The following is a 24,118-nucleotide window of genomic DNA, read 5'->3' on the forward strand; positions in this document are numbered from 1 at the left end:
AGAGGCGGCGGCCGCCTTTTTTCTTCGTTTGAGGCGCTCATGCGTTCTGGTCTTTCGAGGATCATCGTTTCTCTCGCGTTGTCGACGGCGTGCCTTCTGAGCGTGTCAGCCGCCGGCGCCCAGGCGCCCGAGGCCGATCATCCGACCAAGTCTCTGCCGATCGCCTCGGTCGAGGCCATCGACCAGGTCTGGGCCGGACACAAGGTGGGCTTCGCGCTGGCAGTCAGCGCGACGCGACTCTATGTCGGCTACTACGACGCCAACCGTCAGCTGACGATCGCCCAGCGCGACCGCAACGGCAGCTACTGGACCTACGCCAAGCTCGACACCTGGCTGGGTTGGGACAGCCACAACTACGTCGCGATGGCTGTGGACCCGTCTGGCCGACTGCACGTCATGGCTAATATGCACTCCGAGCCGCTGATCTATTTCCGCTCGGAGGAGACTGGCGACGCTCGAACCTTACGCCGCGAGGCTGGAATGGTGGCTGCCGTGGACGAGGCGCGGGTGACCTATCCGATCTTCCTGCGCGACCCCGAGGGACGGCTAATCGTGAAGTACCGTTCGGGCCGCAGCGGCGCGGGCGACGAAATCTACAATGTCCTCGACGCCAAGACAGGCCGCTGGAGCCGTCTGCTCTCGAACCCGCTGGTCAGCGGCGAGGGTAAGCGCAACGCCTATTTTGTCGGTCCGGTGTTGGGACCCGACAAACTGTTCCATATCGTCTGGGTCTGGCGGGACTCGCCCGACGCTTCCACTAATCATGACCTCAGCTATGCGCGCAGCAGAGACTTGATTCACTGGGAGCGATCCGACGGACAGCCACTGTCGCTGCCGATCACCCTGGGAAAGGCCGAGATCGTCGATCCGGTCCCAGTCCGAGGCGGCATGATCAACAACAACACTGTGTTGGGGTTTGACTCCCAAGGGCGGCCGACGATCACCTATCACAAGTTCGACGCAGCCGGTGACACCCAAGTCTATCTGGCGCGTCGCGAGGCGTCTGGCTGGCGCGCAGCGCCGATCAGTCAGTGGAAGGGCTTCCGCTGGGACTTCGGTGGCTCCGGTAGTTTGGCCGGCAGGCTCTCGGTCGGCGGCGCGAAGGTCGAGGCGTATGGGCGGATGATGGCGCCGGTCGTTCGGGATGGACGGGCCTTGGAGTTGGTCTTTGATGAGAAGACCCTGGCCCCGGTCGAAGAGCGTCCGGCGCAGGATCTCGTCGCGCGCCTTGGTGACAAGTTGCGCGTCCCGTCCGACATGCGCGCCAACGTCCTGCAAGTCGCCGGCGGGCCGGAGGGAGACTACGCCCTGGTTTGGCCCACCCGTCCGCCGAACCGCGACCGGCCCACGGAAGACATCCCGTCGCCCACGACGCTGCTGCTGCTGCGCCTAGCGCCCGGCGCGCCTTGACTGTTGGATTTTCGTTGAACTGATTTTGTCTTTCCCGGGTCCCTCGGACCCACCGCACCGGAGCGTAAAAGTGCCCGCCAATCCTCTTTTCGGCGTCTTTCTCCACTGGCTGGGCGGCTTTGCTTCGGCAAGCTTCTACGTGCCCTACAAAGGGGTGCGCCGCTGGTCATGGGAGATTTACTGGCTGGCGGGCGGGATCTTCTCGTGGCTGCTGGCGCCCTGGTTTTTCGCCGCGCTGGGGACCCATGATTTAGTAGGCGTCCTGGCGCAGACGCCGCCGAAGGTTCTGGGAGCGTGTGTCCTTTTCGGTGCGCTCTGGGGCTTTGGCGGACTCGGCTACGGCCTGACCATGCGGTATCTGGGGCTGTCGCTTGGCATGGCGGTGGTGCTGGGACTGTGCACGGCGTTCGGTACGCTGATTCCGCCGCTGGTCTCGGGTGAGTTCCATGAAAAACTCCTGGCCCATACGCCGGGACGGATCGTGCTGGGGGGCATCGTGCTGACCCTTGTCGGCATCGTGGTCGTCGCCTGGGCTGGCTCTCTGAAGGAGCGCGACATGTCGGCCGAGGACGCCAAGGCCGCCATCGCCGAGTTCGACTATCGCAAGGGGCTGATCGTGGCGATCCTGTCGGGGATCATGTCGGCCTGCTTCGCCTACGGCCTGGCGGCCGGTGAGCCAATCCGGCAGCTGTCTGCCAAGGCCGGCACGGGGCCGCTCTGGACCGGCCTGCCCGTTCTTTGCGTGGTGCTACTGGGCGGCCTCGTCACCAACCTCGTCTGGTGCGGCTTCCTAGTCGTCAAGAACCGTTCGGCCGGACAATGGCTGGGTCGTGGCGAAGCGGGAGAAGCCAAGACGCCGATCGCTCGCAACTACGCGCTATGCGCCTTGGCCGGCGTGGCCTGGTACTTCCAGTTCTTCTTCTACACGATGGGTGAGAGCCAGATGGGGCGCTACGGCTTCTCCAGCTGGACCCTGCACATGGCCAGCATCATCATTTTCGGGACCCTATGGGGTTTCGCGCTCGCCGAGTGGCGCAAAGCCAAGGCCGCCACCCGCGCTGTGGTGTGGCTCGGGGTGACCTTGCTGGTGCTGGCGACCGTCGTGATCGGGTATGGCAACAGCCTCGGCGCTTAGGTCGCGGAGGAATTAGGAAAAAGGGGAGGGCGATGAGCCTTTCGAAACAGCCCTCTCGCGGCCGACGCGCCGCCTTGGTCAGGGCGACGCTCGCGTCGATGATCCTGGTGTCGCCGTTGGGCGTGGCTCCAGCTCTGGCCGCCACTCCCGTCGCGAGCGCTCCAGCGGAGGTCATACCACACCGCCCCGCCGAGGTTCTGCGCCTGGCCGAAAAGGTCGCCGACTACCAGCTGGCGACCATGGCGGCGGGCTACATCCCGCCAAACACATCGCGCGATACGCCCGATCCGAAGGGGTGGGTGCAGGGCGCGTTGTTCGTGGGGTTACGGGACCTCGCCGACCACTCGTCAAATCCCGCCTATCGCCAGGCGATCCTGGCTCGGGGAATGGCCAACCAGTGGCAGCTAGGCCACCGGTTCTATCACGCCGACGACCATGTCATCGGCCAGGCCTATCTGTGGGCCGTCCAGAATGGCGCGGGGCTGGAAGCGATCGCGCCGCTGAAGACCCGCTTCGATGCGATCCTCACATACCCGCCAAAGGTGGGGCTGGAGCACGCCGAGTACACCGACCCCCGCGGCGTCGACTGCGACAAGCGCTGGTGCTGGAGCGACGCGCTCTTCATGGCGCCGGCCACCTGGTTCGAGCTGAGCAAGGTGACGGGCGACCCGCGCTATGCGGCGTACGCCAAGTCGGAGTTCAACGCGGTGACCGACTTCCTCTATGACCGCGATGAGCACCTCTATTACCGTGACTCACGGTTCTTTCCTCGGCGGGGTCCAAACGGCGAGAAGATCTTCTGGAGTCGGGGGGATGGCTGGGTCTTGGCTGGCCTGGCGCGGATGATCCCGCTGCTGCCGGCGAACGATCCGACCCGTGCGCGGATGGAGACGGTCTTCAAGGAAATGTCGGCCAAGCTAGCGGCGATCCAGAAGCCGGACGGCTACTGGTCACCCTCGCTGCTGTCAGACCCCACGAAGTCTCCGCCGGAGTCCAGCGGCACGGCCTTCTTCACCTATGGCCTGGCCTGGGGGATCAAGGCGGGACTGCTTGACCGTCAAACCTTCGAGCCGACCGTGCGCAAGGGATGGACCGCCCTGACCCGCGCGGTCCATCCGGACGGCAAGTTCGGCTATGTGCAGCCGGTGTCTGATCGCCCCGAGAGCGTCAGCTATGATGACACCCAATTCTACGGTGTCGGCGCCTTCCTGCTGGCGGCGATCGCCGTCGCCGATCTCGATCTCAAGCCGGGCAAGGACCTGACGATCCAGGCCCCGCGCGCGCCGGCCCAGGCGGTGCTGAACGTCCAGGACGGCGGCGTGCTGAAGGACAAGGTGTTGCAGGGCGGCATATTCCACCAGCGCAAGAGCTTCAGCGTGCCGGCGGACCACTTCATCCACGATGGCCTTCTGGCGTTCGAGGGGGTGGGCTGGGAGTCGGACCTAGTCGCCTATCGGCTCTATCTCGACGAGCGGATGGCGGTTGACATCTTCGGCAAGAAGACGCCGGGTCCGGTGCTCGACAAGATCGGTCAGGGTGTCGACAACTATCACGATATGGCCCCCTGGGGCATGGACATCTTCAAGGTCGGCGACACCGTTGGCATCGGTGGGATTGGTCGGCTTAGAGACGGCAAGGCAGGACAACTGGGCGCCTCGACCATCCATGCCGAGGTTCTGGAGAGCGGTCGGGACGCCGCAACCGTCGAGGTGGTCAATACGGGGCTTTCGGGCGGAAAGTCGAACCTGCGGGCTCGCTACGCGATCCGCCGCGGCTCGGCTTTGACGCGCGTGACGGCGGCCGGCGACGGCCAGGGCGGTCCGTTGCTGACAGGCCTGGTCAAGCATGAGGGGGTAGAGATGATCTACTCTCCCCCGGGGGCGGCTGGTTGGGCCTATCTCGCCACGTATGGCAAGCAAAGCCTGGCTGGCGACGGGCTGGGGATTGCGGTGTTCTATCGACCCTCGGCGATTGACGGCGGTCCTCGCGACGATGGAAGCTCGCTTTTCGTGACGTTTAAGGACCCGACGCGGATCGACTATGCGTTTGGCGCTGCCTGGGCCCAGGACCAGCAGGGGGTGAAGGACCTCGCCACGTTCAAGACTTGGCTCGGCGCCCGCAAGGCCGAGCTTGATGCGGGACGTTAACGCCATGCAGGATCCCAAGGAGATCGGCGCATTGAGCGAGGACGCGGCCTCGGCGCGCGCCGGGGCGGCCGCTCTGACCCTCTTCAAGGGCCTTGAGGTGCTGAGCCGTGTCGCCAAGGGCGACACGACCTTGGCTCAAATGGCCGCCGCTTTGAGTCTCAACAAGACGACGGTGCATCGCTTGGCGACCACCCTGGTGGACGCGGGCTTCCTCTCGTTCAATCCGCGTGATGGCTACACGCTGGGGACCAAGCTTCTGGAACTGGGTTATGCCGCTTCGCAGCAGATCACCCTGACCCGCGTCAGTCGCGAGCACCTGCGGCAGCTGTCGATCGACACCGGCGATACGGTGAACCTTGGCGTGCTTGATCGCGACCAGGTGCATTACATTGACAAGATCCCGGGCTCGCGGCGTATCGAGGTCCGCTGCGTTGTTGGGGAGCGCCAACCGCTTCGCCACACAGGACTGGGCAAGGCGCTGCTGTTCGACGAGAGCGAGGACGTGTGGCGCGAGGTCTTCCAGCGCGAGGCGGCGCTGTTTCCCCGGTATCGCTACGACTTGCGGCAGTGGCTGGAGGTCATGCGCGGCTATCGGGCTCGCGGCGTCGCTCTGGATATGGACGAGAACGAGGATCACATCCGCTGCGTCGCCGCTCCTATTCGCGACATGAGCGGCAAAATCATCGCGGCCGTATCGGTCTCGTCGGTGGCCCAATACATGGACGACGCACGGATCGAGACCGTTGGCGCCTACGTGCGCGAGGCGACGGCGAAGATCAGCGCAGAGTTTGGTTACCGCTAGCGGTGAGGGATCATGCTGTCTTTGGTTTTCGCGCTTGCCGCTTCAACGGCGGGACCTTCGCTCGATGAGGCTATCGCTCTCGCGAGGGCGGCGATCCGCGCCTGCGAGGTGAAGGGGCAGGCGGTAAGCGTCTCCGTGGTTGACGGTACGGGAATTCCGATCGTCGTGCTGCGTGCTGACGGTGCGCCCAAGTCGCCGGTCGCCGCGCCGCGCAAGGCGGCCACGGCTGTCGCTTTCCAGGCGCCGGGCTCGGTGCTGGAAGCGCGCGAAAAGAGCGATCCTCAGTTCTGGGCCATGATCGCCGCACACCCGGAGCTCTACAACGCCCACGGCGGCTCTTTGCCGCTCTATCGGCAGGGACGGCTGGCTGGCGGATTGGCTGTTGCCGACACCGGTCATGACATCGCCGACGCCTGCGCCAGGGCGGCGGTAGGGACGCAGTCGGCTTACACGATCACACCATGACGTCCACGCGCGGCGACCGATCCAGCCAAACCCTGCGCCGCGCGCTCGACATTATCGACCGCGTCGCATCAGGCGCCCAAGCGATCAGTGAAATTCAGGCCAGCCTTGGCCTGACGCGAAGTACGACCCATCGTCTGGCGCACGCGCTGGAGGGCAGGGGACTTCTGTCCATCGAGGGGCGACGTGTCCGTCTTGGACCGCGCCTGCTCTATCTCGGCGCCCAGGCGCGCGACGCGAATGGCTTGATCGAGGTGGCAAGGCCAAGGCTCGAGACGCTGACGGCCGAGACAAGTGAATCGACCAATCTCGGCGTGCTGGTCGGCGATGAGGTCGTCTATGTCGCCCAGGTCGAGGGGCAACGTCGGCTGACCGTTCGCCACCGGGTTGGAGACCGCAATCTCGCTAGGGACACCGCATTGGGTCGTGCGCTATTGCTCGACGCGCCGCCGGAGCAATGGCGAAGGCTCTTCCCGCCCGAGGCCTCGGCGGAAGCCGAAGCTTTCCTAGCCGAGATGGGCCGCGCCCTGGCGCGGGGGTATGCAGCTCATATCCAGGAGGACGGCGACCGCATCTGTTGCATCTCCGCGCCTATCCGTGACGCCAGTGGCGAAGTTGTCGCCGCCATTAGCGTCTCAAGCATACCGCAGTACATGGACGCTAGGCGCATGGAGCTCGTGGCGTCGCGGCTGCTGGAGACCGCAAAAGACGCTAGCGCCGCGCTCGGCCACGCGCCGGCATGTCGGGCGCCGCGCTGAGAAACATCGCCCTCACGCGCTAGGCGAGCCGTCGCTTCAGGGGCTGTAACCCCCCGTTCATCTTCCCGACAGGGCCGGTTCACCCGCCCCGTCTAGTCCTTGTCTTGCGGGCTTAGGGCCCGTCCTGAAGGGCAGTAGATGATGAGAGACCAAAAGCTATTCGCCGCGATCGCAACGTCCATGCTGGCCTTGGCCGGTACTGCAGGAAGCGCTCACGCCGCCGAGAACGGCAAGTTCCAGATCAAGGTAATGGCGACCAATGTGGCTGTTGATGGGGCCATCACCAAGGTCAATCGCGACCAGCTCGGTTTGCCGACGGGTTCCGATACGCGGGCCAAGGACGCTTGGGTTCCGACCATCGCGGCGGAATACTTTGTCTCGCCCCGCTTCTCGATCGAGACGATCTGCTGCGTCACGCAACACGACGTGCGCGGATCTGGCGCGCTGAACGGCGCGGCCCTGGTGGATAACGCTGAGGTCATTCCGGCGACCGTGACGCTGAAGTACCACTTCCCGCTCGAAGGGGGCGTTAAGCCTTATATCGGCGCCGGCCCGGCTTACTTCATGGTGTTCGGCGAAAGCGTTGGCTCCAGCGCGAGGGCTCTGGGCGCCACCAAGGTCGGCCTCTCCAGCGAGTTTGGCGCCGCGCTGCAAGCGGGCGTGGATATTCCTCTGCGCGACAAAGCCATGGGGCTCAGCGTTGATGTGAAGCGCTACTTCGTCGACACCACGGCTCGATTCCACGCGGGCAGCCAGCTGGTTCTTGAGACCGAGCACAAGCTGAATCCGTGGGTGGCGAGCGCGGGTGTGACATGGCGCTTCTAACCCCTCGTCGAGGCGGTCGCGCCTTGATGAGCTTTGTGCTGGCGAGCCTTGCGCTCGCCAGTGCTGGAGCGGCCAGCGCGGCGGACGAGGACGCGCAGGCCTGGGCGGTGGTCAACGCCACGGGGGCGCTGAACGACAAGGTTGTTGTGGCCTTCGACAGTCAGGCTCGGTTCAGCGACGACGCCAGTCGCCTCGGTCAGCTGATCGTTCGCCCGTCGGTTGGCTGGCGACTGGACAGCACGACGACCGCCTCGCTGGGTTACGCCTATATCCGCTCCACGCCGGAGGGGCGTCCGACGACCCATGAGCACCGCGGCTGGCAGCAGATGTCCTACCGCATAGCGGGGGATGGCAAGGGTGTGACGCTTACGGGCCGCACGCGCCTGGAGCAGCGTTGGCTCGAAGGGCGTGATGGAACCGGATGGAGGGTCCGACAGCAGGTGCGTTTGACCGCGCCAGTGCAGAACGGCGTCCGCGCCGTTGCGTGGACCGAGCCGTTCGTCGGTTTCAACCAGACCTCTTGGGGGCAGAGCGACGGGCTGCATTTGCTGCGCAGCTTCGCTGGAGTGTCGGTTCCCATCTCCAAAACCGTGACGCTGGAGCCGGGATACCTGCACCAGCGCGCCTATCGCTCCGGACCTGACGCGGTGACCCACGCTGCGGCCGTCTGGATCAACTTACAATTCTGAGCAAAGGAGCAATATCATGAAAAGGTTGGCTATCCCCATGGGCGCGGCCTCGCTCGCCGTGCTCTTCGCCGCCGGCGCGACGCAGGCCTCAGTCGGTCACAAGCCGCTCCCGTCGTCCCTGGTCAAGATGACCCCCGACAAGATCGCCGAGCGCATCGAGGTGCGTGACGATCCGCTGGAGGATCACGTGCTCTTCAGCACCAAGCCCGTGTTCCGCAAGGGCGGTTTTACGGACGGGGTTGCGGTTCACGACGGCTTCATCAAGGCCAGCAAATCGCGTGACGGCGCCGGCGTTTCCTGGCGTATCACCTACGACCTGACCTATTTCGGCGCTCGCCGTGACGTGACCCATATCAATGTGGGTTCCGCCGATGGCCTGCTGAAGATCGCGCCCACCGCAGTTCGCCGCTGGAGCGATGAGTGCGGCGACGCGACGGTCACTTGCGGTCAGCATATGACGGTCGAGTTCGAGGCTCCCGAGAAGGTCATTCGCGACATCGCCGCCGCCTATCGTCCGGGCGATCCCACGCCCTGGCGCGTCCGCTTCAAGGACGACCATGGCGAGGGGCTGACCGTGGGCCTCGCGCCGGCCGAAGTGGCCGCGCTGGTCAACACGGTCGACAGCTGGAAGCGGTAGTCTCAGTTCCCGTCTCGAGGGGACTATCGCTGACGGAGAGCCGCGTCCCAATGGGGCGCGGCTTTTTCGCGTGCGGCCTTCAGTAGAGCGCGGTCCGCTCTGTAATCCAGCGTTCATCTTCACGACAGTTGAGGTTCACTCGCGCTCTTTAGACCTGTTTTTGCGGCGCTCGACGCCCGACAGATCAGGAGAACACGATGACCCCTCGCTCACTAATCGCCGCTGGCGCCCTGTTCGCGGCCGTCGCGACCGCGCCGGCCGCCTGGGCGAGCTCGATCTATTCCGGAGCTCTGACCGAGACCGAGGTCCTGGCGGCCCAGAAGGCCTGGGGTGAAGCCCTGGTGGCCATCGCGCGTGAACACGAAACGGGCGGTCACGCAAAGGCCAAGGTCCTGGCCAGCACGGTTCTCGACAAGGCCTACGGCTACAACCTGGGTCCGGTGCTCTTCAAGCCGACCCTGACCACCGCGCCGCAGACCTTCCGCACCACCAAGGACGGCGCCCTGGCCTACTTCGTCGGCGGCGATCCGAACTATCCCAACGACAAGGGTTTTGCGCTGCAAGGCTGGCGCTCGGTCGAGATCAAGAACGCGGCGGTCCAAATCCACGGCGACACGGCCAGCACCACGGGCAACGTGATCATGACCGACAAGAACGGCAAGGTGACGACGGTCGACAAGACCTGGACCTTCAAGAAGACGGACGACGGCGCGATCCGCATCGTCGCCCACCACTCGTCGCTGCCTTACAGCGCGGCCAAGTAAAGCGTACCCGACTCCGCATTTATTTACCCCTTGAACTTGCGCCCGCCGGGTCCCCCTCGCCCTGCGGGCGCTTTTTCTTGGGCGCTCGCAGAGTGCATCGCGACAGGCGTCTCAGGCCTCGATCGGGGCCTTCTGGGGCGTGGGTTCTAGGCGATAGCCAAGCCCTCGCACGGTTGTGATGAAGGATACCGCCCCTAGCGGGTCGAGCTTGGCGCGCAGCCGCCGCACATAGACATCGACGACATTGGTTAGGGGGTCTTCATCGACGCCCCAGACATTGGACAGGATGCGTTCGCGGCTTAGCACGCGGCCTGGCGCGGAGAGAAACAGCTCCAGCAAGGCCAGCTCCCGCGCCGTCAGAATAATCTCTTCACCGTCTCGCGTAACGCGCATCGTCGTACGGTCGAGCTCGATCACACCGACCTTGAGTCGTCGGTTCGTTGGCGCTCTTTGATCTCGAGGTCGGCGCAGCAGGGCTTCGATCCGGGCCAGCAGTTCTTCGAAGGAAAACGGTTTGACCAGGTAGTCGTCGGCTCCAGTTCGCAGCCCGGTGACGCGGTCCTCCACGGCGCCGAGCGCGGTCAGCATCAGGATCGGAGTCATGATCCCGGACGCGCGCAGAGTCTGGCAGACTTCCACGCCAGTCATCTTGGGCAACATCAGGTCTAGGAGGATCACGCCGCTCTGATCAAGCTCCTTGAGCATGTCATCCAGTTCCCGCGCGGCCTCCAGGCCGCTGATCCCGTCGCGCACCACTCGAACCTTGTAGCCCTCGGCCTTGAGGCCCCGCTCGAGGAAGTCGGCGACGCGCGTGTCGTCTTCCACCACCAGGATGTGCATCTAGGCGTCTCCTTCCGCGTGTGTCGCGGTCACTATGGGCAACGTAAGGACCGCCCTGACGCCTTGGCCGGCATGGCTTTCGAGCGTCAGGGCGCCGCCTTGTCTTTCGGTCAGTGTTTTGGCGATGGGGAGGCCTAAGCCGGTTCCATCCGCGCGGTGGGCGCGGGCGGCCGAGGAGCGGAAGCCGCGCTCGAAGACGCGCGCCATGTCCGTGTCGGTGATGCCAATGCCCTTATCTGTGATCTCAAGGCGCCAGACGTCGGGCGCTTCTGGATCGGGGCCGGCGGACACATCGACAGGGCCGCCTGGATGCGAATAGCGGATGGCGTTGTCCAGCAGCAGGGCCATCACCTGCTGCAGTCGTTGTCCATCCGCCTCGACGCGCACCGGGGCGGCGTCTGCGTCGACCTTCAGTTCCAGGCCGCGGACGTGCGCCACTGGGGAAAGGGTCGCGACAGCCTCTTCCAGGACGTGTCGCGGATCCACCTCCGTCAGGTTCAATTGCAGCATTTCGGCGTCGCTGCGCGCCATCATCAGCAAATCCTCGATCAGTGCGCCCATCTGCCGAGAGGCTTGCGTGATCCGCTGGAGGGCCTCGCGATAGTCGTCGATCGACTTGCTGCCGCGCAGGGCCACCTCGGCTTCCCCGCGTATGGCGGTCATCGGCGTGCGAAGCTCATGGCTGATATCGCCCAGAAGCTGGCGTCGGCGCGCCTCGACCTGACGGAGCTCGCCCAGCGCCGCCTCCAGTTCCTGCGTGCGCAGAGCGACCTGAACTTCCAGGTCGGCGCGCAGCTCGGCTTCCTGCTCGCGGCGCGCCGACAGTTCCTCGGCCATGTGGTTGATGCTTGAGCCCAAGCGGGAGAATTCGCCAAAGCCGTCCTCGGGCATCCGGTGATCTAACCAGCCTTGCTCAAAGGCCTTGGCTCCATTGGACATCGCCGCCAGCGGCTTTCTCAGCGCGCGAATGAAGTAGATCGCGAGGATGACGCCTGTCAGGCTCAGCGTCCCCGCCGCCGACCAGCACAGCAGCTTCACCCGTTCCAGATAGACGTCAGCGGTCTCGCGCGTGCGTTTGAGGATTTCCGCCTCGGTTCTGATCCGCCCGTTCAGCATCTCCCGCAAGTCGCGGCCCGCGCCCTTGTCGAAGACTGACTCGATGGCCGCCCAAGCCGTTAGCGCGTCTTGGGCCGGACCTCGGCGATTGATCTCGGCGATTGGCTCCCGCAGGGCCACGACGCTTTGAGACAGAAGCTTGAGTGCGTCGTCCCGCTGAGCGCTCTCATCGGATCGGATGCCCATGGCGCGATCCATCTGTTCGGCGCGCGCGCTGAGATCCTGTAGTCGCACGATGGTGTCGGCCATGCGAAGGCGCAGCATCTCGCCATCGCCCGGCGCGTGCGGGGCGCCCATCAAGGCGCGAAGGGACCACGCTCGAAGCCGCTGCTTCGTCGCCGAGAGCTCCCAGAAGCCGCTCTGTAGATCGCCCGCCACTCGCCCGCGAATGACTTGATGTTCCGCGCGCGTCGCAATCCAGGCGGCAAGACCGCCCTGAGCGAGCGCAAGGGAAGCCATCAGCGCGAAGGCCACAGTGAGACGGGTCGAGAATAGGGGCTTCACACGGGTCTCCGCGAGTCAGAGGCCCTAAGAAAATAGGCGTAAGCTCCGCCTTTGCCAGCATGTGCGCGCCTTGGCGCAGCGCTTTCTCGCTTCCGCGTTCGTTCAAAATTGGGCGGGAGAGTTCGAGGCTTCGGTCGATATCGAACCGCATGCCCGAGATGGGGAGAGACTAACGCGTTGCCGCCTCTGGCTCCAGGCTCATCGCCCTCGCGGCGATCGCCGCCTGGGTGCGGTTGTGAACGTTCAGCTTTCGCATCACTGCGGTCATGTGCGCCTTGACCGTCGCCTCGGCGATGCCGAGGTCGAAGGCGATCTGCTTGTTCAAAAGTCCGGAGTTGACCCCCTCCAGAACCTTGAGTTGGGTCGGTGTCAGATCACACAGCCCCACCCGCGTGGTGGCTTCGGCGTGGTCCTGCTTTTTCCCGGTCATGTTCACCCCTGCTTTCCCTGTCCCGCACCGCGCATCTTCCGATGAGCGGCCTCCGCCTTGGTCTAAGCGCCGGTCTTCGCCAGCGGGCGGTTCGCGCCCGCAAGCGCGAGCCATATTAGTTGGACAGATTCAGATGGATTGGTCAATGTTAACGCAAACAATTTCAGATACCGTTGCCATTGATTGAAATCTGTTGGACAGATTTTGACTATGTCCCGATGTGGAAGGGGAAATGGCGATTAAGCTCTCATCTGGCGCTCGCGGCGCCAGCCGCGTTGCCCGCGCTCTCGCTGACGGCCTCTTCAACGATTGTGGCGTTCTGTCCCAGCCTCGTAGTTCTAGACACTGGACCGCGCTCAGGGCCCGCAAGGGCGGAGGGCCGGGTGGTCGTCAACGCTTCGGTTCCCGTCAGGGGGCTCGAGCGACGCTTCTTGATCTGCGGAGGGCGCGCCCGCGCCATCGCGCCCAGCGGAGAACCTGTGGATGAGCCAGGGCCGGTTAGCCGATCAGGCCTATATGGGCATCGTCGAGATGATCAAGGTTCAGGGCCTGACCGCTGGCGATCGCTTGCCGTCGGAGGCTCGGCTGGCCGAGATTTTCGGCATGTCGCGCACGATCGTCCGCGAGGCGCTCGTCAGGTTAGCAGCGGACAGCATCACCGAAGCGCGCCGTGGAGCGGGGTCGTTCGTCAAGAATAGGCCATCGGACAGGCTAGGCGCCTATATGCCGCTTTCGGAACTGCCCTCCACGCTGGGCAGCTATGAGGTCCGGTTTGTCCTCGAGGCCGAGGCGGCCCGGCTGGCCGCCGCCCGCCGCTCCAGCGAAGAGATGGCCGGGATTGAGGAGGCGCTGTCCAACCTGCGCGAGGCGCTTCTATCGAATGCGCCAGCGCATGCCGAAGACATGGAGCTTCATCGCCGGATCACCCTAGCGACCGCCAATCCGGCCTTTCTGGTGACCTTCGAAGCGCTCCAACCAGACGTGGACAAGATCATGCGGGCCGGCGTCGATATCTCCCGTTCGCGACCGCCCGAAGCGATCCGCGAGATGATGAGCGAGCATGAGATGATTGTGGAGGCGATCAGAGCACAGGACGGGGATGGCGCAGCCTTGGCCATGCGCTGGCATCTCTCACGCGGGCGAAAGCGGCTAATGCCCTGAAGCCCGATCAGTTGTCAGCGAAGGCGCGTCTTCAAGCCAGGCATGAACACGATCGCACAGCTCATCCGGTAAAGCGACGGCGTCAAGCCTGAGAACCTTTTCTTCATCGGCGGGCCGTTCAAGGGTCGCCAGCTGACTGTCGAGCAGGCTGGCGGGCATGTAGTGATCAGTGCGTTGCCTCAGACGGTGTAGTAACTCGTCGCGACTGGCGTCGAGCAGGATGAAACGGACAGATCCGCCGATCACGGCGCGCAGTCGCTCTCGATAGCGAAGTCTGAGCGCCGAGCACGCCGCCACGACCTGTCCGTCTGACGCGAGGGTCTCCTTGATCGCCAGACCCAGCCGATCCAGCCATGGCCAGCGGTCGTCGTCGTTCAGCGGTTGGCCCGAGCGCATCTTCGTGACTGCTTTCTCATCGTGGAACGCATCTCCTTCCAGGAACGCGCAGTCGAGGCGCCGCGCGAGCAGGGCTCCCAGCGTCGACTTCCCGCAGCCGCTGACGCCCATCATCACAATCGCCAAACTCCTGGGGCGCGTGCGGCTGGATGGTGTCGGCAAGCGGGCTCCTTGCGAGCTGGGTGATCGCAGGCGGACTGGCCGACAATCAATCTGAGCTCGGGTTCTACCGGTAGCTCGGTCAGCCGCAATTACGACCATGGTCGCGGATGTCGGCGCGGTTGCGATCTCCTATCGCTAGGCGATAGTGACGGGGAGATTGAAATGAGAGTGGTGGTCTTCGCGGCGATCCTGGCGGCCTCGACGCCAGCCCTGGCCGAAACGCGCTCCGTCCTGACGTTCATTCCCGACGACCCTCATGCGGTCGTGGTCAAGGGCGTGGGCGATGGCCGCGCCGACGATACGGACGTGGTTCAGAAAGCCATCGACTCCGCGCGCGACAAGACCGGCCATGGCCTCGTCTTCCTGCCCTCGGGCCGCTATCGGCTGAGCCGCACGCTGCTCGTGCCGCCGGGTGTGCGGGTGTTCGGCGTGGGAGCGACCCGGCCGGTCTTCGTGCTGGGGGCCAATACGCCGGGTTTCCAGACCGGCGTCGCGACCATGATCGCCTTCATGGGGGGCGACCAGTATCAGGTCGGCGAGATTCCCGTTCCTGTGCCGACCGTACGTCCCGCGACCGCCAAGGTTCGCGACGCCAATTCCGGCACCTTCTATTCGTCGATGAGCAACATCGACATCGAGATTGAAGAGGGCAATCCGGCTGCGGCGGCGGTGCGCTTCCGGATGGCGCAGCATGCCTTCCTGCGGCATATGAATTTCCGCCTGGGATCTGCCTTCGCGGGCGTCTATCAGGCCGGTAACATCATGGAGGACGTCCACTTCCATGGTGGGCGCTACGGCGTTGTCACCGAGAAGACCTCGCCAGCCTGGCAGTTCACCCTGGTCGACTCCACGTTCGATGGCCAGCGCGACGCGGCGATCCGCGAGCACGAAGTAGACCTGACCCTGGTCAATGTCGGCATCAAGAATACGCCGGTCGGGATCGAGATCGACCGTGGTTACAGCGACAGTCTTTGGGGCAAGAACGTCCGCTTCGAGAACGTCTCCAAAGCGGGGGTCATCATTTCCGCCGAGAACAGCGTGTTCACCCAGGTCGGTTTCGACAATGCCACCGCGACCAATACGCCTGTGTTCGCTCACTTCCGCGATAGCGGCAAGACCGTCGCGGGCAAGGGCAGGGACTATCGGGTGGCCTCGTTCACGTATGGCCTGACTCTGCCGGCTCTTGGTCAGATGGGCGAGTATAAGACGGTCGTCGACATCACGCCGATCACCGCCAAGACGGCCGCCGCGCCGACGCTGCGGGCTCTGCCGCCAATGGCCGAATGGGTCAACGTCAAGACGCGAGGCGTCAAGGGCGACGGTTCGACGGATGATACCGCCGCGCTGCAAAAGGCGATCGACACGCACCGCGTGCTCTACCTGCCTGTCGGTTTCTACCGGGTGTCCGACACCTTGAAGCTGCGACCGGAGACCGTACTGATCGGGCTCCATCCGGCGATCACCCAGCTGTTCATACCGGACAATAACCCCGAGCACCTTGGCGTGGGCGCTGTGCGACCAATCCTGGAAACACCACGCGGCGGCGACAATATCCTGTCAGGGATTGGTCTGTTCACCGGCCGCGTGAATCCGCGCGCCTCGGCCCTGCTTTGGCGTTCGGGCGCTAGCTCGATGGTCAATGACGTCAAGATCATGGGCGGTGGGGGAACGCCAACGGCCGATGGAAAGCCGCTTTGGAGCGCCCAGGCGCGCAGCGGCGATCCTGTCGCCGACGGTCGTTGGGACGCCCAGTATCCGAGCATCTGGGTGACCGACGGCGGTGGCGGAACCTTCGCCGACGTCTGGAGCCCCAACACCTTCGCCTCGGCCGGCTTCTATATCAGCGACACCAAGACGCCCGGCTACATTTACCAGGTTTCCGTCGAGCACCATGTCCGCAATGAGTTCGTGCTCGACAATGTGGAGAACTGGGAGTTCCTCGCCCCTCAGACCGAGCAGGAGGTTGGCGACGGCCCCTACGCGGTGTCTCTGGAGGTGCGCAACTCGCGCAATATCCTGTTCGCCAACTATCACGGCTATCGGGTGACGCGCTCATACCATCCGGCGGAAACGGCGGTGAAGTTGTTCAACTCGACCGACATCCGCTTCCGCAACGTTCATATCAACGCCGAGAGCGGCATCGCCCTGTGCGACACGATCGGCTGCGGCACTTACCTGAGAGCCAGCAAGTACCCGTTCGAAAACGCGATTCAGGACAAGACCCGCAAGCTGGAGGTTCGCGAACGTGAGTTCGCCGTGTTGGATGTCACCGGCCCGGCCAAGCCCGGCTCGCCGCCGCAGAGCGATCCGCGCCTACGCAAGCTGGAGACTGGCTTCTGGTCGATCTCGGGCGCGGCGACGGGCCCGGACGGCGCGCTTTATTTCATAGAGAAGCGCTTCCAGAGGATCTACCGCTGGACTCAGGCGCGCGGCCTTGAAGTGGTGCGCGACCATGCGTTGGATCCGACCAACCTCGCCGTAGACGGGTCTGGCAAGCTGCTTGTCTTGTCTTCATACGGCCCGCAGGCCTCGGTCTATTCGGTTGACCCGGAGGGGCCGAAGGATCAGTTGACGATGATCGCGCCGACGGCCGCGACGCCCCGCGCGGGCGCCAAGATGCTGCTCCCCGTGAACTGGTGGGTGAATGGTGAGTTCCGCGACCAGTACGACGCTGCCACGGACCATTTCACCACCTTGGCCGAGATGTTCGCCCGCGACGTCGGAACGCCGAAGGCGCAGGAGTACGTCTCGCCCGACGGCAGCGTAGTGCTCCCGGCGTTCCGGGTGTGGCAGCAAGGTCCGCCCGATCACGTTGGCTGGCGCTGGGCTGACACTCTGCAGGCCCATGGCCTGATCGGCGGGGCGAGTGACAAGCGGGTGTTCGTCACCAACAGCTCGGAAAACAAGACCTACAGCGGTCAAGTCGGCCCCGGCGGGACGCTGACCGACCTGAAGGTCTTCGCCAATCGCGGTGGCGAGAGCGTCGCCGTCGATGGTCAGGGACACGTGTTCGTGGTCAACGGTCAGATCTTTCAGTACGCCCCCGACGGCAAACTGGTCGGACGCATCGACGTACCTGAGCGCCCGCTGCAGCTGATCTTCGGCGGAGAGAGCGGACGGACCTTGTTCGTCCTGACCCATCACTCGCTCTACGCGCTTACGCTCTGAGCAAGCCTGAGTAGAGCGCGCCATCGACGCTGGGCCGCGTCTACGTCGCCAATGGTCAGGTGATCGAGTTGCGAGCTTGGCTGGATCGACGGGACCGAACGACCTTTGCAACGGGCCTTCGGTTGCCCTGACAAGCGGGTGCTTGCCGTGCTGGCGATCCTTGGTCTGCATGCTGTGCGGGGAGGCCGAGCCGCCGGGCGCGCAAGCGTTCGCCGCCACCTACGACCATGGTCTAATAGTTCGCTTTTTGCGGCTCTGACACAGTCCTTCCACGCCATCGACGATGGCCAAAAGAAAAATGGGAGGGTTGTAGAATGAGTGCTGTCGGTAGCACGCGAGGGGGATCGTCGTTGCTGAACGCCTTGCTCGCGACGAGCGCGTTCGCGACGATTGTTGCTGGAGGCGCGGCGCATGCGCAGGCGTCGCAGACGCCGCCGATTGCCGGGCCAGAAGACTCCGTCGTCACCGAGATCGTGGTCACTGGGTCGCGCATCCGGTCCGAGGGTTTCACCGCGCCAACGCCAACCCAGATGCTTGGCGTCGCCGATCTTGAGCGCGCCGCCCAGCCGAACATCTTCACCGCGATCACCCAGCTTCCGTCATTGCAGGGCTCTACGGGCGCGACCACCGGCACCTTCAGCACCTCAAGCGGCCAGCAGGGGCTGTCTTCCTTCTCGCTGCGAGGCCTTGGTACGATCCGCACCCTGACGCTGCTGGACGGCCAGCGGGTCGTTCCGGCCAATGTCACCGGCGTTCCGGATATCAGCCTGTTCCCCCAGCTTCTGGTCGAGCGGGTAGACGTCGTTACTGGCGGCGCCTCGGCCTCGTATGGCTCGGACGCGGTCGGCGGCGTCGTGAACTTCATCACCAACAAGAAGTTCGTGGGCTTCAAGGCCAACGTGATGGCCGGCGTTACGACCTATGGCGACAACGAGCAGTATCTGGGCCAGTTCGCGGCCGGTAAGAACTTCCTGGGCGACCGCCTGCATGTGCAGGTCAGCGGCGAATATGACAGGCAGGAAGGCGTTCCGCCCGGTGGCTTCGGTGAGGAGGCTCCCAACGGCCGCGACTGGTACACCACCGCCACGCTGATCAATCGCGGCGTCACCAACGACGGCTCGCCGCAGTATCTCTATCGCGAGCACGCGCAGGCCTATCAGTACACCAAATATGGCCTGATCAGCGCGGGCCCCTTGCAAGGCACGGCCTTCGACAAGAACGGTAATCCGTTCCCGTTCCAATACGGTGGTGGCACGCCGTCCAAGCAGGCCAACGGCGCGGTCATCGGCTGCTATTCGTCGGGCGGCTTCTGTATCGGCGGCGACCTGTCCGGCAACGTCGGTATCGGCACGTCTCTGCAGTCGAAGATCAAGCGCATGAACAGCTACACGCGCATCGCCTACGATCTCGACGACAACAACGAGATCTACGCGACCTTCAACGCGGCGCGCGTGAAGAGCAGCAACCAGCCCAATCCGGGCGGGGCCACGACCGGCCTGACCATGTCGTGCTCGAATCCGTATCTGCCCGCTTCGGTCGCGGCAGCCTGCGTTGCGAATGGCATCACCACCTTTACCTTTGGCACCAGCAACGCGCTGCTGCCCCGGAACATCTCCGTCCATCCGACCCGGACCCAATATCGCGGCGTCGTCGGCGCTGATGGCAAGTTCGGCGTGATGGGTAAGGAGTGGCGCTACGACGCCTATTACGAGCACGGCGAGAACAAGACGAACATCCACGTTCGCGACATCATGCTGAACCCGCGCTATCGTCAGGCCATCCAGGCCACGCTGGTCAACGGCCAGATCGTCTGCGCCGATCCGGTCGCTCGCGCCAACGGCTGCGTCCCGATCAATGTGTTCGGCGGTCAAACACCGAGCGAGGCGGCGCTTGCCTACATCACGCCCAAGAACGGGCCATACCAGCACTCGGTCCAGAAGCAGGACGTCGCCAGCATCAACTTCAGCGGAGAGCCGCTGGACGGTTGGGCCGGGCCGATCTCGGTGGCCCTCGGCGGCGAGTGGCGTCGTGAGCAGTATCATGTCCAGGGTGACCCCTATGGCGACGGGGCGGCGGACTCTCCAAACACGGCCGACTATCCCGCCGACCCAATCCTAAACGCGGCGGGCGCCAACTGGTACGCCGGAAACTATCACTCGGGTCGCGGCAAGTACTCGGTGAAGGAAGCCTATCTGGAAGTGAACCTGCCGCTGGTGGACTCCGATGCGGCGGGTAAGGCCAACCTGAACGCCGCCGGCCGCTGGACCGACTACAGCACCTCGGGCACCGTCTATACTTGGAAGGTTGGCGGCACCTGGGACACGCCGATCGACGGTGTTCGCCTGCGGGCGGTGACCTCGCGCGACGTCCGGGCTCCAAACCTTTCGGAACTGTTCGCCGCTCCGGTGACCACCACGCTGCCAAACTTCACCAACCCGTTCACGGGTGGGGCGCTATTGGTGCTTCAGAACGTGGTCGGCAATCCGAACCTCAAGCCAGAGATCGCCAAGAACGCCACGCTGGGCGTCGTGCTGTCGAACCCGAAGTGGCTGCCGGGCTTCAGCGTTTCGGTCGACTGGTACAACATCGTCCTCAATGGCGGGATCTCTAGCCTGAGCGCCCAGCAGATCGTCAACTTCTGCTATTCGGGTCTGACCCAGTTCTGCAGCGCGTTCAACTTCACCCCGTCGGCCGGCACGCCCTACGTCAACGCCCAGGTGTTCAACCTGGCGTCCATCAAGACGAGCGGGTTTGACATCGAGACCAGCTATCGGTTCGAAGCGCCCGGCGTGCCCGGACGGTTCACCGTGCGCGGCATGGCCACGAACACGCATAAGTTCGTGACGAACCCCGGCATTCCGGGCGCGATCGCCAACGACTCCGCCGGCCAGAATTCCGGCGCCACGCCAGACTGGAAATTCCTCGCGATCCAGTCCTGGGATAATGACAGCTTCGTCTTCAGCATTCAGGAGCGGTGGTTCAGCGACGGGACGTTTGGCAACCAGTACGTGACCTGCAAGGCTGGCAGCTGCCCGGTCTCGACCAACAACCACCCGACCATCGACTACAATAAGATGAAGGGCGCGACCTATGTCGACATCAGCGGCTCGTACAAGTTCGGCAAGGGGCTGCAGGCCTATTTCAAGGTCGACAACCTGCTGAACCGCGACCCGACTCCGTCGCCGCAGACCAACACCGGTCTCGACGCCAATCCAGCGCTCTACGACCTGCTGGGGCGCTTCTACCATGTGGGCCTGCGCTACAGCTTCTAGCTCTCTTTCGCGGCTGCTGTTTACCTCCCCAACTGGGCGCCGCCGCCCGGGTCTTGCCTAGGCAGGATCCGGGCGTCTTCTTTATGGTCTTTGCCCCCCGCCGACCTTGATGGGAGGCGGGTGGCATCGCTGGCAATGCTGAGGACGATGAGCGCTCTCAGGTCCTCCTGGCGCGCTCGGGCCGCGACATGCGCCAAGCCCGATGAACCGTTCAAGGCGCCGCTTCGTTGTACAGCCGGTCGAGCGGTTCGGCCGGCAAGGGGGCGGTTGCGTGACACTGCAGCAAGGGCTTTCATTTGGGCTGATCGGCGCGACGGTGCTCTGCTTTCTCTGGGGGCGGTGGCGCTACGATCTGATCGCGCTCGGCGCGCTGGCGGTCGGGGTTGTCACCGGCTTGATCCCCGTGAAATCGGCGTTCGACGGCTTCTCTAACGACATCGTGGTGATCATCGCCAGCGCGCTGGTGCTTAGCGCTGCCGTCTCCCGTTCGGGACTTGTGGATCGGCTCATGTCTCCGTTGCTGCCGCGTCTTAGCGGTGAGGGCAGTCAGGTCCCGGTGCTCGTAACGGTGACCACGCTTCTTTCGATGATGACCAAGAACGTCGGCGCCTTGGCCTTGATGATGCCGTCGGCCCTGCAGATCGCCAAGCGCACCGGGGTCTCTCCGGGGCGTCTCTTGATGCCGATGTCGTTCGGCTCGCTCGTCGGCGGCTTGGCGGTTCTGGTGGGCACATCGCCGAACATCATCGTCTCGGAGGTGCGGGGACGGGAACTGGGCGAGCCGTTCCGCATGTTCGATTTCATGCCCGTGGGCGGTGGCCTCGCCGTACTGACGATCATCTATCTGTCCGTCGCCTACCGCTTGTTGCCCAAGCACAGAAAAGCGGCGATTGACGTAGACGCGGCCTTGGCCGCAAACGCCTATGTGACTGAGGTTGAGGCTCCAGAAAACTGGCGTTTTGGCGAGGGGCGGGTGGCCGACCTCCGCGCTGCCGCCGAAGGGGCCGTAGGCGTGGTGGCGATCTTGCGGGGGCGCGAACGGATGGCCTCACCCCGCGCCAACCGTCGCATCCTGCCTGGAGACCAGCTGTTGCTTGAGGGCGAACAGCAAGCGCTCAACGAACTGATCGTCAAGACGGGGCTCAAGCTGACCGACGCCGATCGGCCCGTCGTCATGAATGAGCCGACCGAAGAGGTTAGGGTGGTCGAGGCGGTGATCGGGGCAGAGTCCGATCTGATCGGCCAGACGGCGCGCGGTCTGAAGCTGAACGAGGCCTATGGCGTCAATCTGCTGGGCGTCAGCCGCAGCGGTTATCGGATGGCCGGACGTTTGGCTACGGTGCGCTTACGGGCCGGTGATATGCTGGTGCTTCAGGGGGGCGAGCAGCAACTACCGCTGGCGCTGTCGGCCTTGGGATGTCTGCCGCTTGCCGAGCGTGAGGTCCGCCTGGGTGGCGCGCGGCATATGTTGCTTCCGACCGTGATCCTGATTGGAGCGATGCTGCTGGTGGCCTTTGGGGTGTTGCCTGCTGCGGTCGGTTTTTTCGCCGCAGCGGTGCTCGTTGTCGCGACGGGCGCCTTGCGTATGCGCGAGGCCTATGGGGCCCTGGAGGGGCCGGTGCTGGTTCTCGTCGCGGCGATGATCCCCGTCAGCGAAACCGTCCAATCCAGCGGCGGAGCGGACCTTATCGCTGACTGGCTATCGGGCGCGTTCCATGGGCTTCCGCCGCTGGTAACCCTCACCGCCATGATGGCGGTGGCGATGGCCGCCACACCCTTCCTGAACAACGCCGCCACGGTGCTGATCGTCGCGCCGATCGGTATGGGCCTAGCCGAGCGTCTCGGTTTGAGCCCGGACCCCTTCCTGATGGCGGTCGCGGTCGGAGCGGGCTGCGACTTCCTCACGCCGATAGGGCACCAATGCAACACGCTTGTTCTGGCGCCGGGCGGCTATAGGTTTGGCGACTACGCCCGTCTCGGCGCGCCGCTGACCTTGATGATCCTGGTCGCGGCGCCCGCGCTCATCGCGTTTTTCTGGCCTTTCGCGCGATAGCTCGGCGACCCAAATCACGGCCAAGATTGATCAACCGCAACGTCAGGAATGAACGTCGGCCGTAAAGTCGAGTCCTCACACCTGCGTTCGAGATGGTCCATGTCGATCAAGCCCGTTGACCTAAATCGCGTCCGTGACCTGCCGCTGCTGGCCGCCGCCAGCGAAGAGTCGCTCTCCCTGATCGGGCAGGGCGGCTTCCTGCAATGGACCCCCAAGGGCGCCGAGCTGGTCGCGGAGGGCGAGGTCAACGACTTCCTCTACATCCTGCTCGACGGCGCGGTCGAGCTGGAGGGCACCTGGGGGGATCGCGACACCACCCTGGCTGTCCTGCTGCCGCTCTCGAGCTTTGTGCTGGCTTCGGTGGTGCTTGAGGCGCCGGCGCTGATGACCGCGCGCACGCTGGCTCGCAGTCAGCTGCTGATGATTCCGGGGGAGCTCTTCCGCCGCGTGATCCAGCAGGACCAGGCCGTGTCCCTGGCGGTCATCGAGGAACTATCGGGCTGCTACAGCGGCCTGGTGCGGACCATCAAGAGCCACAAGCTGCGTGCGCCGCTCGTACGGCTGGCCAACTATCTGCTGGTGCAGCAGCAGCGCCAGGGTGGCGGCAGCGTCTTGCGGCTACCGTTGCAGAAGCGGATGCTTGCGTCCTTGCTGGGCATGACGCCCGAGAACCTGTCGCGTTCGTTCGCGGGCCTCGCTGAGTATGGCGTCAAGGTCGATGGGCCCCTCGTCACCATCGCTCGCCCAGCGATCCTGGCGCGTTTGGCCAGGCCGGACCCATTGATTGACAATCCCCTGCCGGTCGCCGGCGTGACAATGGGGCAGGCTAGGCGAGAGCGCGAGGCTCACGTCGAAGGCCGCGCCTGATGGCCTATCGGTCGGTAAAGACCTATGGCTCGGAACGCGGACTGTCCTGCGCCTACCGCCAATGGGCCACAGAGAGCCATTGCCAGCTTCTGCACGGCTACTCCCTGGGTTTCGTCTTCGATTTCGCGGCAGAGCAGCTCGACGCGCGCGGTTGGGTCGTCGATTTCGGCAAGGCTGGTTTTGGCGCGATCCGCGAGTGGTTGCACCACATGTTCGATCACACGCTGCTGGTGGCGGCGGACGATCCGTCGCGGCTGGAATTTGAGCGGCTTCAAAGGCTGGGCTTGGCGCAGGTGCGGATCGTGCCTGGCGTCAGTGCCGAAGCGCTGGCCGCTCAGGTGTTTGAATACGCCCAGGCGCTGGTCGACACGGCCACCAAGGGGCGCTGCTGGGTGGCGTCGGTCGAGTGTCGCGAACACGGCGCGAACGCCGCAGTCTTCGAGAACCCCCATGGCGTCTTGCGGCAGGTGAGCGCCGAGGCGCTGAACATGGCGCTCAAAGGCCTCTAGCCTTTGGGCAA

Annotated in this window: 19 protein-coding genes and 1 pseudogene; 16 read left to right on the forward strand and 4 right to left on the reverse strand. The window is 64.5% G+C overall.

The features are described 5' to 3' along the window. Positions 1-39 precede the first annotated feature (39 nt). The 10 genes from CSW59_RS08085 to CSW59_RS08130 all read left to right on the forward strand — a co-directional run bounded on the left by CSW59_RS08085 (position 40) and on the right by CSW59_RS08130 (position 9,629). Positions 40-1,410: a BNR repeat-containing protein gene (locus CSW59_RS08085; protein ID WP_099443554.1), complete on the forward strand. Its 1,371-nt coding sequence runs from the start codon at positions 40-42 to the stop codon at positions 1,408-1,410. A gap of 70 nt (positions 1,411-1,480) precedes the next feature. After that, positions 1,481-2,545: an L-rhamnose/proton symporter RhaT gene (gene rhaT, locus CSW59_RS08090; protein WP_099443555.1), complete on the forward strand. Its 1,065-nt coding sequence runs from the start codon at positions 1,481-1,483 to the stop codon at positions 2,543-2,545. A gap of 32 nt (positions 2,546-2,577) precedes the next feature. Then, on the forward strand, positions 2,578-4,692 hold the full coding sequence (locus tag CSW59_RS08095) for a glycoside hydrolase family 88 protein (RefSeq protein ID WP_201722748.1): 2,115 nt from the start codon (positions 2,578-2,580) through the stop codon (positions 4,690-4,692). After that, positions 4,679-5,494 carry an IclR family transcriptional regulator gene (locus CSW59_RS08100; protein ID WP_099443556.1) on the forward strand — a complete coding sequence of 272 codons (816 nt, stop codon included), beginning with the start codon at positions 4,679-4,681 and terminating at the stop codon, positions 5,492-5,494. Before CSW59_RS08095 ends, CSW59_RS08100 begins: the two co-directional genes overlap by 14 nt. A gap of 12 nt (positions 5,495-5,506) precedes the next feature. After that, a complete protein-coding gene (locus CSW59_RS08105; protein ID WP_099443557.1) occupies positions 5,507-5,959 on the forward strand; it encodes a heme-binding protein in 453 nt (150 codons plus the stop codon). Further along, positions 5,956-6,714, forward strand: coding sequence for an IclR family transcriptional regulator (locus CSW59_RS08110; protein WP_099443558.1), 759 nt, complete (start codon positions 5,956-5,958; stop codon positions 6,712-6,714). Before CSW59_RS08105 ends, CSW59_RS08110 begins: the two co-directional genes overlap by 4 nt. Positions 6,715-6,855: 141 nt before the next feature. Continuing rightward, positions 6,856-7,539 carry an OmpW family outer membrane protein gene (locus CSW59_RS08115; RefSeq protein ID WP_099443666.1) on the forward strand — a complete coding sequence of 228 codons (684 nt, stop codon included), beginning with the start codon at positions 6,856-6,858 and terminating at the stop codon, positions 7,537-7,539. Then, positions 7,503-8,228 (forward strand): DUF2490 domain-containing protein, encoded by a 726-nt coding sequence (locus CSW59_RS08120; protein WP_099443559.1) that lies wholly within the window; start codon positions 7,503-7,505, stop codon positions 8,226-8,228. Before CSW59_RS08115 ends, CSW59_RS08120 begins: the two co-directional genes overlap by 37 nt. 16 nt (positions 8,229-8,244) lie before the next feature. Next, positions 8,245-8,865, forward strand: a complete 621-nt coding sequence (locus tag CSW59_RS08125; RefSeq protein WP_143754976.1) for a hypothetical protein — start codon at positions 8,245-8,247, stop codon at positions 8,863-8,865. A 197-nt stretch (positions 8,866-9,062) separates the two neighbouring features. Next, entirely contained in the window at positions 9,063-9,629 is a 567-nt protein-coding gene (locus tag CSW59_RS08130; RefSeq protein WP_099443561.1) for a hypothetical protein, read from the forward strand. Between the two features lie 111 nt (positions 9,630-9,740). Here the strand turns inward: CSW59_RS08130 and CSW59_RS08135 are convergent, their stop codons facing one another. The 3 genes and pseudogenes from CSW59_RS08135 to CSW59_RS08145 all read right to left on the reverse strand — a co-directional run. Further along, complete coding sequence (locus CSW59_RS08135) at positions 9,741-10,469, reverse strand: response regulator transcription factor (protein ID WP_099443562.1); 729 nt, start codon at positions 10,467-10,469, stop codon at positions 9,741-9,743. Then, a complete protein-coding gene (locus CSW59_RS08140; RefSeq protein ID WP_099443667.1) occupies positions 10,470-12,044 on the reverse strand; it encodes a cell wall metabolism sensor histidine kinase WalK in 1,575 nt (524 codons plus the stop codon). 214 nt (positions 12,045-12,258) lie between these two features. Further along, positions 12,259-12,462, reverse strand: a pseudogene (locus tag CSW59_RS08145) (response regulator transcription factor); the annotation flags it as partial. Positions 12,463-13,002: 540 nt separating this feature from the next. On the opposite strand from CSW59_RS08145, the gene CSW59_RS08150 reads away from it, so the two are divergent. Beyond that, a complete protein-coding gene (locus CSW59_RS08150; RefSeq protein ID WP_099443564.1) occupies positions 13,003-13,680 on the forward strand; it encodes a FadR/GntR family transcriptional regulator in 678 nt (225 codons plus the stop codon). On the opposite strand, the gene CSW59_RS08155 is transcribed toward CSW59_RS08150, so the two are convergent. Next, positions 13,669-14,190 carry a gluconokinase gene (locus CSW59_RS08155; protein ID WP_236632184.1) on the reverse strand — a complete coding sequence of 174 codons (522 nt, stop codon included), beginning with the start codon at positions 14,188-14,190 and terminating at the stop codon, positions 13,669-13,671. The genes CSW59_RS08150 and CSW59_RS08155 overlap by 12 nt on opposite strands. Positions 14,191-14,400: 210 nt before the next feature. Between CSW59_RS08155 and CSW59_RS08160 the strand changes: the two genes are divergently transcribed. The 5 genes from CSW59_RS08160 to CSW59_RS08180 all read left to right on the forward strand — a co-directional run bounded on the left by CSW59_RS08160 (position 14,401) and on the right by CSW59_RS08180 (position 24,107). Continuing rightward, the gene (locus tag CSW59_RS08160; RefSeq protein WP_099443565.1) at positions 14,401-17,406 is read left to right on the forward strand and encodes a glycosyl hydrolase family 28-related protein; all 3,006 of its coding nucleotides are present in this window, start codon (positions 14,401-14,403) and stop codon (positions 17,404-17,406) included. Between the two features lie 314 nt (positions 17,407-17,720). Further along, positions 17,721-20,678: a TonB-dependent siderophore receptor gene (locus tag CSW59_RS08165; RefSeq protein WP_099443566.1), complete on the forward strand. Its 2,958-nt coding sequence runs from the start codon at positions 17,721-17,723 to the stop codon at positions 20,676-20,678. Positions 20,679-20,949: 271 nt separating this feature from the next. After that, positions 20,950-22,731, forward strand: coding sequence for an SLC13 family permease (locus tag CSW59_RS08170; RefSeq protein WP_099443567.1), 1,782 nt, complete (start codon positions 20,950-20,952; stop codon positions 22,729-22,731). 99 nt (positions 22,732-22,830) lie between these two features. After that, positions 22,831-23,598 carry a cyclic nucleotide-binding domain-containing protein gene (locus CSW59_RS08175; RefSeq protein ID WP_099443568.1) on the forward strand — a complete coding sequence of 256 codons (768 nt, stop codon included), beginning with the start codon at positions 22,831-22,833 and terminating at the stop codon, positions 23,596-23,598. Beyond that, entirely contained in the window at positions 23,598-24,107 is a 510-nt protein-coding gene (locus CSW59_RS08180) for a 6-carboxytetrahydropterin synthase (RefSeq protein ID WP_099443569.1), read from the forward strand. The genes CSW59_RS08175 and CSW59_RS08180 overlap by 1 nt, the downstream gene beginning before the upstream one ends. The last annotated feature ends 11 nt before the right edge of the window (positions 24,108-24,118 follow it).

Source organism: Caulobacter sp. BP25 (assembly GCF_002737755.1).
Lineage (GTDB): Bacteria > Pseudomonadota > Alphaproteobacteria > Caulobacterales > Caulobacteraceae > Caulobacter.

Coding starts and splice junctions, on each gene's coding strand:
- CSW59_RS08095 (WP_201722748.1), top strand. CDS start 2,578: ATGAGCCTTTCGAAACAGCCCTCTCGCGGCCGACGCGCCGCCTTGGTC.
- CSW59_RS08135 (WP_099443562.1), bottom strand. CDS start 10,469: ATGCACATCCTGGTGGTGGAAGACGACACGCGCGTCGCCGACTTCCTC.
- CSW59_RS08105 (WP_099443557.1), top strand. CDS start 5,507: ATGCTGTCTTTGGTTTTCGCGCTTGCCGCTTCAACGGCGGGACCTTCG.
- CSW59_RS08175 (WP_099443568.1), top strand. CDS start 22,831: ATGTCGATCAAGCCCGTTGACCTAAATCGCGTCCGTGACCTGCCGCTG.
- CSW59_RS08115 (WP_099443666.1), top strand. CDS start 6,856: ATGAGAGACCAAAAGCTATTCGCCGCGATCGCAACGTCCATGCTGGCC.
- CSW59_RS08125 (WP_143754976.1), top strand. CDS start 8,245: ATGAAAAGGTTGGCTATCCCCATGGGCGCGGCCTCGCTCGCCGTGCTC.
- CSW59_RS08110 (WP_099443558.1), top strand. CDS start 5,956: ATGACGTCCACGCGCGGCGACCGATCCAGCCAAACCCTGCGCCGCGCG.
- CSW59_RS08160 (WP_099443565.1), top strand. CDS start 14,401: ATGAGAGTGGTGGTCTTCGCGGCGATCCTGGCGGCCTCGACGCCAGCC.
- CSW59_RS08085 (WP_099443554.1), top strand. CDS start 40: ATGCGTTCTGGTCTTTCGAGGATCATCGTTTCTCTCGCGTTGTCGACG.
- CSW59_RS08130 (WP_099443561.1), top strand. CDS start 9,063: ATGACCCCTCGCTCACTAATCGCCGCTGGCGCCCTGTTCGCGGCCGTC.
- CSW59_RS08180 (WP_099443569.1), top strand. CDS start 23,598: ATGGCCTATCGGTCGGTAAAGACCTATGGCTCGGAACGCGGACTGTCC.
- CSW59_RS08150 (WP_099443564.1), top strand. CDS start 13,003: ATGAGCCAGGGCCGGTTAGCCGATCAGGCCTATATGGGCATCGTCGAG.
- CSW59_RS08155 (WP_236632184.1), bottom strand. CDS start 14,190: ATGATGGGCGTCAGCGGCTGCGGGAAGTCGACGCTGGGAGCCCTGCTC.
- CSW59_RS08100 (WP_099443556.1), top strand. CDS start 4,679: ATGCGGGACGTTAACGCCATGCAGGATCCCAAGGAGATCGGCGCATTG.
- CSW59_RS08140 (WP_099443667.1), bottom strand. CDS start 12,044: ATGGCTTCCCTTGCGCTCGCTCAGGGCGGTCTTGCCGCCTGGATTGCG.
- CSW59_RS08165 (WP_099443566.1), top strand. CDS start 17,721: ATGAGTGCTGTCGGTAGCACGCGAGGGGGATCGTCGTTGCTGAACGCC.